Origin of the sequence: Mycobacterium cajalii (genome assembly GCF_045809005.2) — a bacterium.
Classification (GTDB): domain Bacteria; phylum Actinomycetota; class Actinomycetes; order Mycobacteriales; family Mycobacteriaceae; genus Mycobacterium.
Window position 1 is genome coordinate 2,040,471 of record NZ_CM141436.1, and the last position, 14,826, is coordinate 2,055,296.

10 protein-coding genes are annotated in these 14,826 nt (G+C 64.3%); 9 read left to right on the top strand and 1 reads right to left on the bottom strand.

The window, feature by feature from the left end:
• Positions 1-49: 49 nt before the first annotated feature.
• The 4 genes from ACJ512_RS09845 to ACJ512_RS09860 all read left to right on the top strand — a co-directional run bounded on the left by ACJ512_RS09845 (position 50) and on the right by ACJ512_RS09860 (position 3,462).
• Positions 50-850 (top strand): thymidylate synthase, encoded by an 801-nt coding sequence (locus tag ACJ512_RS09845; RefSeq protein WP_407687292.1) that lies wholly within the window; start codon positions 50-52, stop codon positions 848-850.
• Complete coding sequence (locus ACJ512_RS09850; RefSeq protein WP_407687293.1) at positions 847-1,341, top strand: dihydrofolate reductase; 495 nt, start codon at positions 847-849, stop codon at positions 1,339-1,341. The genes ACJ512_RS09845 and ACJ512_RS09850 overlap by 4 nt, the downstream gene beginning before the upstream one ends.
• A 99-nt stretch (positions 1,342-1,440) precedes the next feature.
• Positions 1,441-2,187, top strand: coding sequence for a DivIVA domain-containing protein (locus ACJ512_RS09855; RefSeq protein ID WP_407687294.1), 747 nt, complete (start codon positions 1,441-1,443; stop codon positions 2,185-2,187).
• Positions 2,188-2,241: 54 nt separating this feature from the next.
• Positions 2,242-3,462 (top strand): winged helix-turn-helix domain-containing protein, encoded by a 1,221-nt coding sequence (locus ACJ512_RS09860; RefSeq protein ID WP_407687304.1) that lies wholly within the window; start codon positions 2,242-2,244, stop codon positions 3,460-3,462.
• A gap of 215 nt (positions 3,463-3,677) precedes the next feature.
• Here the strand turns inward: ACJ512_RS09860 and ACJ512_RS09865 are convergent, their stop codons facing one another.
• A complete protein-coding gene (locus tag ACJ512_RS09865; RefSeq protein ID WP_407687295.1) occupies positions 3,678-5,111 on the bottom strand; it encodes a Fis family transcriptional regulator in 1,434 nt (477 codons plus the stop codon).
• Positions 5,112-5,282: 171 nt separating this feature from the next.
• Here ACJ512_RS09865 and ACJ512_RS09870 point away from each other — a divergent pair, with 171 nt between their 5' ends.
• The 5 genes from ACJ512_RS09870 (at position 5,283) to ACJ512_RS09890 (ending at position 14,408) form a co-directional block, all read left to right on the top strand.
• On the top strand, positions 5,283-7,154 hold the full coding sequence (locus ACJ512_RS09870) for a hypothetical protein (RefSeq protein ID WP_407687296.1): 1,872 nt from the start codon (positions 5,283-5,285) through the stop codon (positions 7,152-7,154).
• A 14-nt stretch (positions 7,155-7,168) separates the two neighbouring features.
• Positions 7,169-8,794 (top strand): class I SAM-dependent DNA methyltransferase, encoded by a 1,626-nt coding sequence (locus tag ACJ512_RS09875; protein ID WP_407687297.1) that lies wholly within the window; start codon positions 7,169-7,171, stop codon positions 8,792-8,794.
• Entirely contained in the window at positions 8,787-9,953 is a 1,167-nt protein-coding gene (locus tag ACJ512_RS09880; RefSeq protein ID WP_461480039.1) for a restriction endonuclease subunit S domain-containing protein, read from the top strand. Before ACJ512_RS09875 ends, ACJ512_RS09880 begins: the two co-directional genes overlap by 8 nt.
• Positions 9,954-10,131: 178 nt before the next feature.
• A complete protein-coding gene (locus tag ACJ512_RS09885) occupies positions 10,132-11,223 on the top strand; it encodes a PDDEXK nuclease domain-containing protein (RefSeq protein WP_407687299.1) in 1,092 nt (363 codons plus the stop codon).
• Positions 11,220-14,408 (top strand): type I restriction endonuclease subunit R, encoded by a 3,189-nt coding sequence (locus ACJ512_RS09890; protein WP_407687300.1) that lies wholly within the window; start codon positions 11,220-11,222, stop codon positions 14,406-14,408. Before ACJ512_RS09885 ends, ACJ512_RS09890 begins: the two co-directional genes overlap by 4 nt.
• Positions 14,409-14,826 lie beyond the last annotated feature (418 nt).

A 14,826-nucleotide genomic window follows, 5' to 3' on the forward strand; every position in this document is an offset into this window, starting at 1 on the left:
CCCGCGCTCGCCGCGGGGTTTGTCGGCGTCGACCGGCTAAGCTGACCGCGTGCCGATACCGACGCCCTACGAGGACCTGCTGCGCCTGGTGCTCGAGCGGGGCGCGGCCAAATCCGATCGCACCGGCACCGGCACCCGCAGTCTGTTCGGCCAGCAGTTGCGCTACGACCTGTCGGCCGGATTCCCGCTGCTGACCACCAAGAAGGTGCACTTCAAGTCGGTGGTCTACGAACTGCTGTGGTTCCTGCGCGGCGACTCCAACGTCGGCTGGCTGCAGGAGCACGGGGTCACCATCTGGGACGAATGGGCCGACGGCGCAGGCGATCTCGGTCCGGTCTACGGCGTGCAGTGGCGCTCGTGGCCCACGCCGTCCGGCGAGCACATCGACCAGATCAGCGCCGCGCTGGACTTGCTGCGCACCGACCCGGACTCCCGGCGGATCATCGTGTCGGCCTGGAACGTCGGCGACATCCCGCGGATGGCGCTGCCGCCGTGTCACGCGTTCTTCCAGTTCTACGTCGCCGGCGGGCGGCTGAGCTGCCAGCTCTACCAGCGCAGCGCCGACCTGTTCCTCGGCGTGCCGTTCAACATCGCCAGCTACGCGTTGCTCACCCACATGATGGCCGCCCAGGCCGGCCTGTCCGTCGGCGAGTTCGTGTGGACGGGCGGTGACTGCCACATCTATGACAACCACGTCGAGCAGGTGCGGCTCCAGCTGACCCGCGAGCCCCGTCCATACCCGGAACTGGTTCTGGCGCAGCGTGATTCGATCTTCGATTACGCCTACGGGGACGTTGTCGTGCGCAATTACGATCCCCACCCGGCGATCAAGGCGCCCGTCGCCGTATGACGGTCGGCCTGGTCTGGGCGCAGTCGACGTCCGGTGTGATCGGGCGCGGCGGCGACATCCCGTGGCGGGTGCCCGAAGACCTGACCCGATTCAAACAGCTGACCATGGGACACACCGTGGTGATGGGTCGGCGCACGTGGGAGTCGTTGCCGGCCGGCGTCCGGCCGCTGCCGGGCCGGAGGAACGTCGTCCTGTCCCGCCGGGCCGGCTTCACGGCCGACGGGGCCGAGGTGGCGGCTTCGCTGGAGGAGGCTTTGGCCGGTTGCGGGACCGAGCCCGAGACCTGGGTCATCGGTGGCGGGCAGATCTACCTGCTCGCGCTGCCGCGCGCCACCCGCTGCGAGGTCACCGAGGTCGACATCGACCTGCCGCGCGCCGACGACGACGCGGTGGCCCCGGTGCTCGACGCCACCTGGTGCGGCGAGACGGAGGAGTGGCGGGTGAGCCGGTCCGGGCTGCGGTACCGGTTTCACAGCTACCGTCGGGCGTGAGCGCTCGTGACCGCGCCGGCGGCACGACCTGACATACTCGACCTCGGGGGGTCGGTTCCATCGGGTCTATCCAGGCGTTCCCAGGAGGGGGGATCAGCAGTGATAACCGAACCCGCAAAGACGTTCTCGCGCAGGTTCAGGGGCTACGATCCGGCGGCCGTCGACGCCTGCGTCGAGGTGTTGACGACCAAACAGCAGCTGCTGCTCGACGACGTCGAGAGCCTGCGGGCCAGGCTGGAGGAATCCGGCGAGGAGGTCGCCGCGCTGCGCAACGAGGTCGCCGTCCTCACGGACAACTCACCGGCGCCGCATGCGATGCAACAGCGCATGGCCAATATGCTGCGGCGCGCGGTCGACGAGGTTTCCGAGATGCGGGCCGAGGCGAGCACCGAGGCGGAGGCGCTGATCGCGGCGGCCCGGGCCGAGGCCGAGGAGGAGCAGCGCAAGCACGAAGTGCTGTTGAGCGAGATGGCCGGACAGTTGAAGACCCTGGAAGCCGAGTACGCCGAAACCAAGGACGCGCTCGACGCGGAACTGGCCGGCATGCGCGCCGAGACCCAGGCGGCGATCGACGAGGCGTTACAGGACGCCCAGCGGGAGCGCGAGCAACTCCTCGCCGACGCCAAGCAGGAGGCCGATCACTACCGCGAGCAGGCCCGCCGCGCGGTGGACGAGGCGAGCCGGCAACGGATCGAGGTCCTCGAGCAGCTGATGGCCGTCTACCGCGACCTCGAGGAGGTGCCCGACGCGCTCGAGTCGGCGTATCGGGAGCGCAAGGATGCGGCGGCCCCGCGACCGGAAACGAACGGCGAGGCGGCCGCGGAGCAGAAAGTCGGCACCGGGTAGGCCCGCGGCGGCCCGGAAGCGGCCGGACGGGGCGGTATTCTCGGCGCCGTGCCGATCCCGAGCCGAAGGCTGACCGCAGCGCAAGCCCGGCGGACGGCCGTTGCGGCTCAAGGATTTAGCGGTGCCGGCTCGACGGGCAAGATCACCGCCGCGCAGCTGAAGCGGCTGATGTCGCGCATCCAGGTGCTGCAACTGGACTCGGTGTCGGTGGCGGTGCGCGCCCACTACGCGCCGGTGTTCAGCCGGCTCGGCCCCTACGACCGCGACCTGTTGGATCGCGTCGCGTGGGGCCCGCGTTCGTCGCGGCTGCTGGCCGAGTACTGGGCGCACGAAGCCGCACTCGTGGCGGTCGAGGACTGGCCGCTGCTGCGCTGGCGGATGCGTCAGTACTCCCACGGCCGTTGGCGCACCCACATCGTCAAGGACAACCCGCAACTGGTCGACGACGTCGTCGCGGCCGTCGCCGCACTGGGCCCCAGCACCGCCGGGCAGATCGAGGTGCACCTGGCCGCCGAACCGCGGCCCAGGAAGGGCGCCTGGTGGAACCGCAGCGACACCAAGTGGGTCGCCGAGGCGCTGTTCGCCTCCGGTGTGTTAACCACCGCCACCCGGGTCGGTTTCGCCCGCCACTACGACCTGGTGGAAAGGGTGTTGCCGGCCGAGGTGCTCTCCCGCGAGGTCGCCGACGAGGAGGCGCTCCGGGAACTCACCCTGCGGGCCGCCACCGCGCTCGGCGTGGGTACCGAGGCCGACATCCGCGACTACTTCCGCCTGTCGGCAGCCCAGGTCAAGCCCGCCCTGGCGGGTCTGCTGGCCGCCGGGGAGGTCGAACGGGTGCAGGTGCAGGGCTGGTCCGCGCCGGCGTACCTGCGATCCGGGCAGGCCGTGCCGCGCTCCGACACGGGCACCGCGCTGCTGTGCCCGTTCGACCCGTTGATCTTCTTCCGCCCCCGGGTCGAGCGGCTGTTCGGCTTCCACTACCGCGTCGAGATCTACACGCCCGCGAGCCAACGCAAGTACGGCTACTACGTGTGGCCGCTGCTGCTGGACGGACAACTTGTGGCGCGGGCCGACCTGAAGGCCGACCGGGCGGCCGGCACCCTGCGCGTCGTCGGCGCGTTCGGGGAACCGGACGTTTCCAAGCCGCGGGTGGCCGCGGCGCTGGCCGGGGAACTGGAGTCGATGGCCTCCTGGCTCGGGCTGGGCGGGTTCAGCGTCGGCCGTCGCGGTGACCTGGCCGGAGAGCTCCGTGCGGCTGCCAGGCGGGTCAGCTGATGGCCGGAACCGTCGAGTTGCGCGACCACCTCGACTTCGGCGCCGGAGCCACCCCTCCGGTACGAACGGCCAGGGGCGCTAGCCCGTTTGCGGCGCCAACGGGCCGCCCGCTGATCGTGGTACTACACCGCTGGCGGGCTGTGGACTTACTGGATATCCGGAAATGCCCGGATGAAGGACGCCGTGGCCATGGTCGACGCGAAGGCGTAGATGCCCTACGACGCCACCGCATCCGGCGCTGCGCTGCCGGGCGACTGCCCCTCCAGTTCGGGCTTCGCGTCGGTCAAGGCGGCGAGGGCATCGCTCAGCATTCGCTGGATCCCGGAAGTGATTCCGCTGCAGGTGGTTTCGATCTTGATAGCGCTTTTCTGAATCGAGCCGGCGGATTTCTTCACTTCGTCGAGCTTCTCCAGCTGCGCGATGGCTTCGGTAATTTTCTCCTCCGCCGTGGCGATTTGCTGTGCGCCCCTGCGCGTGGCCGCCGTGATCGTGGCCGTCCGCAACAACATGACGACGGTGCGCACCAGATCAGGGTCATCTGACCCGGGATTGAACGCGAGGACGATACGGCGGGCGCTGAGTACCCGGATGGACTGGCCACCGTTCTGCTCGATGGTCCGTACCAGACCGAGTGCTGCCCCGGCAAGGCGGTTGCGCTCGGCCTCATCGAAGTACTCCGCCCAGCTTGCGCGTGCCGAGTCGGTCATCTCGATCACCACGCGCGCCGTACCACCGTCGATGGTCAGCACCGCATCGCCCTTTTTCGATCGCGGCACGGAGCCCACGAGGGCGCGCGTGTCGGTGAACTCGTCGCCGAGGCCGACGGCGATCTCCGAAAGCACCGCGTTGACTTGGTTCTCGAAGGTGTCGCCCTTGATCGGAGTCACTTTGGCGAGCGAGGCCTTGGCGTCTTGAACTTTCAACGCGGTCATCAGTTCGTCGACCTTTTGGACGACGTCGGCGTGGTTCTTGTCGATCTGCTCGGTCAGCTTCTGTTGGCGCGCGCCCAGGTCGGCGGCATGCTTTGCCATCGGGGATGTCGGATCACTCGGGTCGAACTGCTTGGCCGCCTTGGTGAGCAGCTCGCTGGTGCCGGCCCTCACCTTGGCGTCGAGGTCGGTGCCGAATTTGTCGAGGACGGGCTGCAGGCGCTCCAAGAGCTCCGGGCTTTCGCCGCCAAAGATACGGCGGACCTCCGCGTGGAGATCCTTCTTGGCTGCCGCGACCGATTCGGTGAACTCCTTGCGGCTGGCGGCGTCGGCTTCGGTGATCGCCTTCTTGGCATCCGCAGCGGCTTTCCCTACGGTCTCGGATGCCGACTTGACCGCTCGCTCGGTTACCTCGGCCGCCTTGTTGGTCGAGTCGGCCGCTTTCTCGCCGAGTTCCATCAGCATGTGCTCCAACAGGCGCGACTCCAGGGCCTGGCCGGTGGCGGAGAGAGCGTGTGCGCCGATCTTGATCGCCTCGACAGTGAACGCTGAGAGGTCGGCAGCGGTGAGGGCGTCGGGATCGTCGACTACAGGTCCGCGTTCGCCACTGGTCCAGCGCTGCGCTTCCCGCACGACGTCCTTGTCCTGCACGGTGAGTCGTTCGATCTCGACGGCGGTCAGGGTGTCGTCGAAGTGGGCTTGGGGCTTGTCTTTTCGCATGGCTTCCTCGGGAGAGTCGGGCTGCCGCGGGGTGCGGAAGCGCTGATTGAAGAATGTGCCCCACGCAATGGCTAAGCAATAGGTTTACTTGATAAGGGCGCTTATCAGAAAATTGCCTTGTTTAGATGACGACGGGGGTCTACGTTCGGATGGGATCGAAAGGAAAGCCCCGTGACGACGCTGACGCTGCAAGACGTCGCTGACCTTGCCAAGGTACAGCGACCTGTCGTCAGCATGTGGCGGAAACGTCCAATGGTGCGCGGCGTGTCGATGCCATTCCCCGATCCGGTAGATACCGTCGACGGCATTGCGCGCTTCTCCCGCGACGAAGTGGTGAGTTGGCTGGCTCGCACCGGTCGGGGCAAGAACGTCGAATATGACTACGACGCTCCTGCAATCTCGGTGCCTGATGATGCGGCGCTCGAGGACGTGGTGACGTTGCTGTGCTGGCATGTGCTCACCGGCGAAGACCTGGCTGGCAGATCGCACGCCGACTTGGTCCGCCTGGCTGACCAGTTTGATCCCGAGGACACCGTGCTGGCCGCCGAGATACGTGAACTACGGGTGTCGAGCGGCGTGTTGGGTTACGTCGATGATTTGGTGGAAGCGTCGCACGGCCCGGCCGACGCGCTGCAGCGCATCGAGGCGGGACGGCTCAAACGTCGTGAGGAGTTGCGGGAACTCACCGAGGACGCGGTGAAACTATTGCGCTGCATGGTTGAAGCCGCGGCCGTCTACCTCGAGCAGGATCGAGTGGTGTTGCGCGCCGAGGGGTCGGCGGTGGCCCTCGACGTGGCCGAGGCGTGTGCGCTCGAGGTCGTATCGAACGATCGAGCGCTACGGCGCCGGGCGGTCATTCGTGGCATTCACGTCCGGGAAAACGTCGTGGACAAATGCGTCTTGGCGTTGTCCTTAATTGGTCGTGCCGTTGCGGACACCCTCGACGGTGTCGATGATGCTGTTCTCGAGCTGCCGCCGGGGGACGTGGCGATCCTCATCGGCTCCGCGGCCGCGCTCTCCGATGAGCTCGCCGGGCCCATGCAGAACCGTCGCGCGGATGCGCTTCGTGTCAACAATCTCGTCGCCGCGGTGCGTCTTCCGCGGGGACTGTGGCGCGAGGCGCACCGGCAGAGCCTTGCCGTGTGGATTTGCGTCGGCGGCGCGCAGGCGCAGCAGCCCTGGGTTGCCGATCTCGGTGCCTTCGACCACATCGAGTTGACAGATGTCGCGGCCGATGTCGCGGGTGCGTTGGAGCAGACCGACGACCGCGCATTCCGGTACGCACGACGCATCGAGCTGTCGAGTGTGCTCGCCGGTGCGGCCGTGGTGCCCAGGGGAGTGCGGGCAGTACGACTGCGCGGGCACGATGAAAGTGAGCACCTGGACCGGGTGCACCGGGCAACACTGGTGACGACGACACCGCTACCGCTGCTGGATGTGCTGGTCGCCCAGTCTCCGGGACGAATGCACCTCGCCCACCGCTCCCTGGCGGAGTTGCAATCTGGCAAGCGCCTCGTCATGAAGCGGGGCCGACGTATCGACATCAAGCATGGCTCGCCGGAGGGAACGGTGCGGGTGCTTCCCGAGTACGTGGTTGGCACGCTTGCGCTCGATCCCATTGATGCCGAGGCAAAATACCCGCGGGCCGCGCGCACCGAACCTGGCGACGTGATTTTTGTGGAGAAGCCAGAGCCGCGGGCCTGGGTGGACCCGGTGGGCGGGGCCATGGTGGCATGCCCGGCCAGGATCCTCCGTCTCGAAGAGTCCGCCGAGGTCGGCCCGCTCGTGCTCGCCACGCTCATCAATGAAACGGCTTTTCCCGGGAGTGAATGGCCGACCTGGACGGTTCCTGTGCTGCCGCGCGCCGAAGCTGACCGTCTCGAGGCCGCGCTTGCCCAGGCTGATGAATACGAACAGCAAGCGAGCCGCCGCGTCGCAGCCGCTCGCAACTTGAAGACAGCGTTGATCAACGGGGTAGCCGCCGGCGCCCTGACCCTTGACGTGGAACACGTCACGCCCGGCTTCGCCGGGACGAAAAAATAGGAAGGACGCAGGTGATGGCGCCCCGGAAAAGACAAGAACCGCAAGCACCGTCGACTATGAAGGAGCTCAAGGACACGCTGTGGAAGGCGGCAGACAAGCTGCGCGGGTCGCTGTCGGCCAGTCAATACAAGGACGTGATCCTGGGTTTGGTGTTCCTCAAATACGTCTCGGATGCGTTCGACGAGCGCCGTGAGGCAATCCGGGCCGAACTGGCGGCCGACGGCATGGACGACGATCAGATCGAGGAACTGATTGACGACCCCGAGGAGTACCACGGCTACAACGTGTTCGTGGTGCCGCCGAACGCGCGGTGGAAGTTTCTGGCGGAGAACGCGAAAGGCAAGCTCGCTGTCGGCGCTGAGCTCGGCAAGAACATCGGTCAACTCATCGATGAGGCGATGGATGCCGTTATGAAGGCCAACCCGACGCTGGGCGGTACGTTGCCGAGGTTGTACAACCGCGACAATATCGACCAGCGGCGCCTCGGCGAGTTGATCGACCTATTCAACAGCGCGCGGTTCAGCCGCCAGGGCGCACACAAAGCGCGAGACCTAATGGGCGAGGTTTACGAGTACTTCCTTGGCAATTTCGCCCGCGCGGAAGGCAAGCGGGGCGGCGAGTTCTTCACCCCGCCCAGTGTGGTGAAAGTGATCGTCGAGGTGCTGGAGCCCACCAAGGGTCGCGTGTATGACCCCTGCTGTGGGTCGGGCGGCATGTTCGTGCAGACCGAAAGGTTCATCGCCGACCACCACGGCGACACGAAAGACATTGCCATCTACGGCCAGGAAAGCATCGAGGAAACCTGGCGGATGGCCAAGATGAACCTGGCCATCCACGGCATCGACCACAGTGGGCTCAGCAGCCGGTGGGGTGACACATTTGCGCGTGATCAGCATGCCAACGTACAGATGGACTACGTGATGGCCAATCCGCCCTTCAACATCAAGGACTGGGCGCGCAACGAGGAAGACCCGCGGTGGCGGTTCGGGGTGCCGCCGGCCAACAACGCCAACTACGCCTGGATTCAGCACATCCTGTCCAAGCTCAAGCCCGGCGGCAAGGCCGGGGTGGTGATGGCCAACGGGTCGATGTCGTCGAACTCCAACGGGGAGGGCAATATCCGTGCCCAAATCGTGGAGGCCGACCTGGTGTCCTGCATGATCGCGCTGCCGACGCAGCTGTTCCGCAGCACCGGAATTCCGGTGTGCCTGTGGTTCTTTGCCAAGGACAAGCTTGCGGGCAAGCAGGGTTCGATCGATAGGTCCGGACAAGTGCTGTTCATCGATGCACGCGAGCTCGGTTCCATGGTGGATCGCGCCGAGCGGGCACTGAGTGACGACGAGATTGTGCGGATCGGCGACACCTACCATGCCTGGCGTGGGTCGTCGTCAGCTGCCGCAAAAGGCGTTACCTATGAAGATGTTCCGGGATTCTGCAAGTCGGTGACGTCGGCGGAGATCAAGGCTGCTGACTACGCGTTGACGCCGGGGCGGTATGTCGGGGCGGCCGAGGTTTCGGATGACGGCGAGCCGATCGACGAGAAGATTGAGCGGCTGAAAACGGAACTGCTTGCGGCGTTTGACGAGTCGGCACGGTTGGAGAAGATGGTTCGGGAGCAGCTGGAGCGGATTGGTGGGTAAATGGCGAGAGGTGTCATTGGGCGAAGTGGCGCGCGAGGTGACAGTTGGATTTGTCGGGCTGATGGCGGACCAGTATCGCGGTGTCGGCGTCCCTTTTCTACGCTCGCAGAATGTTCGACCGCACCGGATTGACCTTTCCGACGTCAAGTATATCGATCATGATTTTCATGGGAGGCTGCGTAAGTCAGCGTTAGCGCCCGGTGACGTTGTAACGGTTCGCACCGGGAAACCTGGGACTAGTGCGGTGATCCCCGATTGGATGCACGTCGCGAATTGTTCGGACCTTGTCGTTACCCGTCCAGGTCCGTACGTCGATTCTCGGTGGCTAAGCTACTACCTCAACTTCGTGATCGATTCGCATATCGGTGGTCAGCTGGTAGGAGCTGTTCAACAGCATTTTAATGTGCAATCTGCAAAGAAACTCACGTTGTTGCTGCCGGACATCGCGGAACAACGAGCGATCAGCGGCGTGCTCGGTGCCCTCGACGACAAGATCGTCGCTAATGAGCGGATCATTGCGACAGCTAGTGACCTTATGTTAAGGATCGTCCAATCAGTCGGAAGATTCGTACCGCTGTCTGCGCTTGCTCGGCAGACAACGACGTCCGTTAGACCTGAGCAATTCGACAATATTGTCGCGCATTTTAGCCTTCCGGCCTTTGATGGTGGGGCGCAGCCTGAAGTTGTTAATAGCCAGGCGATCAAGAGTAACAAGTTTATGTTGAGCGAACCGTGCGTGCTGTTCTCGAAACTGAACCCTCGGATTCCCCGGATCTGGGATGTCGGAACACTTCCGGAAGAAATGGCTTTGGCGAGCACGGAGTTCGTAGTACTGCTTCCGCAAGCGCTTTCCACGTCGTTGGTCTGGGCGGCGTTGTCTCAAGCAGAGGTTTCAGACAGGCTACAGCAAATGGTTGCTGGAACCTCGGGCAGCCACCAACGGATCAGACCGCACGAGTTGCTGAGTGTTGAAGTGCGGGACGTGCGTGCGTTGAATCCGACGTCGGCCAGTGGTGTAAGCCAGCTTGGGCTCGTATGTAGTGAGCGCCGTCAAGAATCGGCGGGGCTTGTTCGCGCCCGCGACGAACTTCTCCCGCTGCTGATGTCCGGCAAGCTTCGCGTTAAGGACGCCGAGGCCGTCGCGTCGGAGGTGCTGTGATGGAGACTTGCCATGCTCGGCGAGGCTGCGATGAACTCCGTCAGCGTCGAAATGTGTCTGACCTGCTCATAGACAGTCTTCGCCACTACATAGACAGTGTCAGAGTCAGTCAAAGCGTGCGTCCCGCGAGGTTGCAGCTCGTCGCCAACAGGTGCTCGGCCGTCGGCAGAGGATCATGATGGCGCACACTGACCACGGCGAGAACCAGGCCAGGTTCCCTGCGGCGCAACCCAATGCCGTCGTCCCGGACTGGTACCCAGAGCTGCTGAGTGCAGTCGCCAACCGCGTTCAGGTTGGCCGCCATCGGGCAGTCGCCGCGGCCAATCAGGAGCTGGTCGCGACGTACTGGGGCGTCGGCAAGGAAATCTTGGCTCGTCAGGATGCCGAAGGTTGGGGTGCTCGCGTCATCGACCGGCTCGCCTGTGACCTGAACGAACGCTTCCCGGACACCAAGGGATTCTCGCCGCGCAATCTCAAGTACATGCGGGCGTTTGCGGCGGCCTGGTCGGAGGATGCAATTGTGCAAGCGCCGCTTGCACAATTGCCGTGGTATCACCACATCACGCTGGTAGAGAAGCTCGGCACCTCTGATCTGCGGTTATGGTACGCCGGGGTGGCCGTTGAGCAGGGTTGGAGCCGCAATGTCCTGGTCCACCACATCGACGGTCAACTCCACCAGCGTGCTGGCCGCGCGGTCACCAACTTCGCCGACACCATGCCGCCGCCTGACTCAGACCTCGCCCAGCAGGCCACCCGCGACCCGTATCTTTTCGACTTCGTCGGCATCGCCGACATTCGCCGTGAACGTGACCTGGAGCAGGCGCTAACCGCCCACGTCGAAAAGTTCCTGCTGGAACTCGGGCAGGGTTTCGCGTTCGTCGGCCGTCAGGTGCACCTGGAGATCGGTGACGCCGACTTCTACGCCGACCTGCTCTTCTACCATCTGAGGCTGCGTTGCTTCGTCGTGATCGAACTTAAGGTCGGTGACTTCGACCCGAGCTATCTGGGCCAACTCGGCATGTACATGTCGGCCGTCGACGACCTACTTCGTCACCCTGAAGATAGGCCCACCATCGGCCTGGTGTTGTGCAAGACAAAGAACAACGTCGTCGCCGAGTACGCACTGCGCGGATACACCGCGCCGATTGGTGTCGCGGAATGGAAGACCGCGATCACCGCGAGCCTGCCGCCGGAGCTCGAAACAAGCCTTCCCACAGTCGAAGAGCTCGAAGCCGAGCTGGACGGCGGGAGCGATGAGGAACAGCCATGACCGAATTCGGTGAGGCCGCCTGGGAACATAAAGTACTCGACGAATTGGCCGAGCACGAGTGGACCGCCATGTCGGGCAGCGACATTGCTCCCGGCTCCGACGGCGGCCGCGAGTCCTGGTCGGACATCGTGCTGCCCGACCGCATGCTGGTCAAGATGCGCGAGCTGAATCCGGACGTCCCTGGCGAATACCTGGACCAGGCGCGCGCAGAGATCATTGCGCCGCGATCCCAGGACGCCATCACCGAGAACTTCCGGTTGCATCGCTACCTCGTCGAGGGCTACCGGGGCATCACCTACATCGACTCCGACGGTATCGAGCAGAACCCCACTATCAGGCTAGTCAGCCATCGGCCCGAAGAGAACGAATTCCTTGCAGTCCGACAGGTTACGATCCGTACCACCGAGAAGCAGCGGCGATTCGACGTGGTGCTGTACCTCAACGGGATGCCGGTCGCGATCTTCGAACTCAAGCAGGCCGGCGCGCAGCGCGCCGACATCGCAGCTGCGCACGCGCAGCTGCAGACCTATTTGCGTGAATTCCCCATGGCATTTCGGTTCGCCGTGGTCGCGGTAGTCAGCGACGGCATCAATGCCCGCTATGGCACACCCTTCACTCCTCTGGAGCATTTCGCGCCGTGGAACGTTGACGACGACGGCAAGCTCGTCGAGGTCGGGCGGTCCGCCGACGATCTAGACGTGCCGATCGAGTTAGAGACTCTGATTGACGGTGTATTCAACACCGAACGCTTCTTGCAGCTGCTGCGCAACTTCACCGCGTTCGATGAAGAGGACGGGTTGGTCAAGCGAATCGCCAAGCCGCACCAGTATTTTGCCGTCACCAAGGCGGCTGGCCAGACGGTGCAGGCAGCCGAGAGCAACGGTAAGGCCGGCGTGGTCTGGCACACCCAGGGCTCGGGCAAGTCCATGGAGATGGAACTCTACGCGCATCTGGTCACGCAATACCCCAAGCTGAAGAATCCGACTATCGTCGTCGTGACCGACCGCACCGACCTTGACTCTCAGTTGTATGAAACGTTCAATCGCTCAGCTCTGCTCGCTGAGAACCCGGTCAAAGTGACCACGCGTTCGCAGCTGCGCGAGGAGCTGTCGAACCGCACCACCGGCGGCATCTACTTCACCACGTTGCAGAAGTTCGGCCTCACCAAGGCAGAACGTGCGTCCGGCGCCGACCACCCCCTATTGACCGATAGGCGCAACGTCATCGTCATCGTCGACGAGGCCCACCGCAGCCATTACGACAACATCGACGGCTATGCCCGGCACATCCGAGACGCGCTGCCCAACGCGGTGTTCATCGCCTTCACCGGCACACCGATCTCCGAGGTCGACCGCAATACCCGCGAGGTCTTCGGCCCGACCATCGACACCTACGACCTGACCCGTGCGGTAGCCGACAACGCGACGGTGCCGGTCTATTTCGAGCCGCGCTTAGCCAAAGTGGGTTGGTCCGAGGGCTTCAGCGAGAATGAGCTGGATGAGGCCGCCAAAGAGGCAACGCTTGGTCTCGACGACGTCGAACGTGCGCAGGTCGAAAAGTCGGTCGCCGTCATCAATGCCATCTACGGCGCGCCCGAGCGCCTGTCGAAGCTGGCCGACGACATCGTCACGCATTGGGAAGCCCGTTCCGAAGCGATACGGCCGTTCATCGACTGCACCGGCAAGGCGTTCATCGTTGGCGCAACACGGGAGATCTGCGCGCGACTCTACGAGCAGATCGTCACGCTGCGCCCGGACTGGCATCACGAGTCCGTCGACAAGGGTGTCATCAAAGTCGTCTACTCCGGTTCTGCGCACGACTCGGAGCTGATCGCGAAACACGTCCGCAGGGAAGGCCAGAACAAGACCATCCAGAAGCGGCTGCGCGACCCCGACGACGAACTGCAAATCGTCATCGTCAAAGACATGATGCTCACCGGCTTTGACGCGCCGCCGCTGCACACCCTGTACCTGGACCGGCCGCTCAAGGGTGCGCTACTGATGCAGACCCTCGCGCGGGTCAATCGGACGTTCCGTGGCAAGCCCTCGGGATTGCTGGTCGCCTACGCGCCGCTGGTGGACAACCTCGCGGCCGCCCTGGCCGAATACACCGAGACCGACCGCGCCGAAAAGCCGCTCGGCAAGGACATCGACGCCGCGGTCATCGAGACCCGCAAACTCGTTGAGCGGCTCGACGAGTTGTGCGCGGGCTACGACTGGCGGTCCAAGGTACCGCTGGTCGGCTGGTTGAAGGCGGCGATCGGTGTGGCCGTCTACTTGCGTGCGCCGACCACTCCGGGAAATCAGAGCGAACCGACGCTCGGCGATCAATTCCGCGGATTGTCGCGCCATTTGGCGCGGGCGTGGTCGCTGTGCGCGGGCAATGAGACGTTGGGCGGGTTACGGCAGACCGTGAAGTTCTATGAACAGGTCCGAGTGGTGATGGGCAAGTTCGATGCCCAGCAGCGCCAGGCTGAGGGCAAGCCGATTCCGGAGGAAATTAAGCGACTGCTTTCGGGATTGGTCGATGCATCGACCGCAGGCGGTGAGATCGTCGATATCTACGAGGCTGCGGGACTCGGCAAGCCGTCACTGTCCGAGCTGACACCGGAATTTGAAGTCAAAGCCAAACAGTCGGAAAACCCCCACCTGGCCATCGAGGCACTACGCGCGCTTTTGACCAAGGAGATGGGCGGGGCGACGAGGAACAACCTGGTGCGTCAGCGCGCCTTCTCCGAACGAGTTTCGGAGTTGATGCTCAAGTACACCAACCAGCAGCTCACCTCGGCGGAGATCATCGCCGAACTCATCGCAATGGCCAAGGAGGTGGCCGCGGAGGGGGACAGGGGCAAGCGGTTCACCCCGCCGCTGTCACATGACGAGCTCGCCTTCTACGACGCGGTCGCGGACAACGAATCTGCGGTTGAATTCCAGGGCGAGGAGGTGCTGGCGCAGATTGCCCGCGAACTGGTGGCTGTAATGCAGCGTGACACCAAAACGGACTGGACGGTGCGGGACGACGTGCGTGCCAAACTGCGGTCGTCGATCAAGCGGTTACTGGTCAAGTACAGGTACCCGCCGGACAAACAGCCGGCCGCGATCAAGCTGGTCATCGAGCAAATGGAGGCATTGGCGCCCCGTTATGCAGTGCAGGTGGATCGCACGGCCAATGTGGAAAAGCCATGAGCGGTTACGCCTGAGCGCCTCGAAGAAACCATCGGTCTGCGCGCTGGCGGCGCAATTTGAACTGATCGTCCACGCGCCGCTGCATCGACGCTGCCCGGTGCTGCCGTTGCTGGGGTCACGCAAAGGGTGCTGCGAGCGTTGATTTCGAGGACGTGAATCAATGTCGGTGCGCCGAGTTACCTTGTAGCGGTGCACTGGTATGCCCGTCCTGAGAACCACTTCCTGCAGCTGAGGGTCGAGCCTCGCCTGGCGTCGTGGAACAAAGCCGGCGATCCCAGCCAAGTTCGGCTGCGGGACTATTTGGATGACACCGAAGCGCTCCTCGGTGGCTCCCAGATCGGCGGCCCCTGGGGGCTACGCCTGGACGTCGGGCTCCCCGCTACGCGGAATCTGCTCGATGCAGCCGACCTCGACAACT

What these genes read in the sequence shown, in the direction of transcription:
- ACJ512_RS09850 (WP_407687293.1), top strand. Translation starts at nt 847, where the DNA reads ATGACGGTCGGCCTGGTCTGGGCGCAGTCGACGTCCGGTGTGATCGGG.
- ACJ512_RS09865 (WP_407687295.1), bottom strand. Translation starts at nt 5,111, where the DNA reads ATGCGAAAAGACAAGCCCCAAGCCCACTTCGACGACACCCTGACCGCC.
- ACJ512_RS09875 (WP_407687297.1), top strand. Translation starts at nt 7,169, where the DNA reads ATGGCGCCCCGGAAAAGACAAGAACCGCAAGCACCGTCGACTATGAAG.
- ACJ512_RS09885 (WP_407687299.1), top strand. Translation starts at nt 10,132, where the DNA reads ATGGCGCACACTGACCACGGCGAGAACCAGGCCAGGTTCCCTGCGGCG.
- ACJ512_RS09890 (WP_407687300.1), top strand. Translation starts at nt 11,220, where the DNA reads ATGACCGAATTCGGTGAGGCCGCCTGGGAACATAAAGTACTCGACGAA.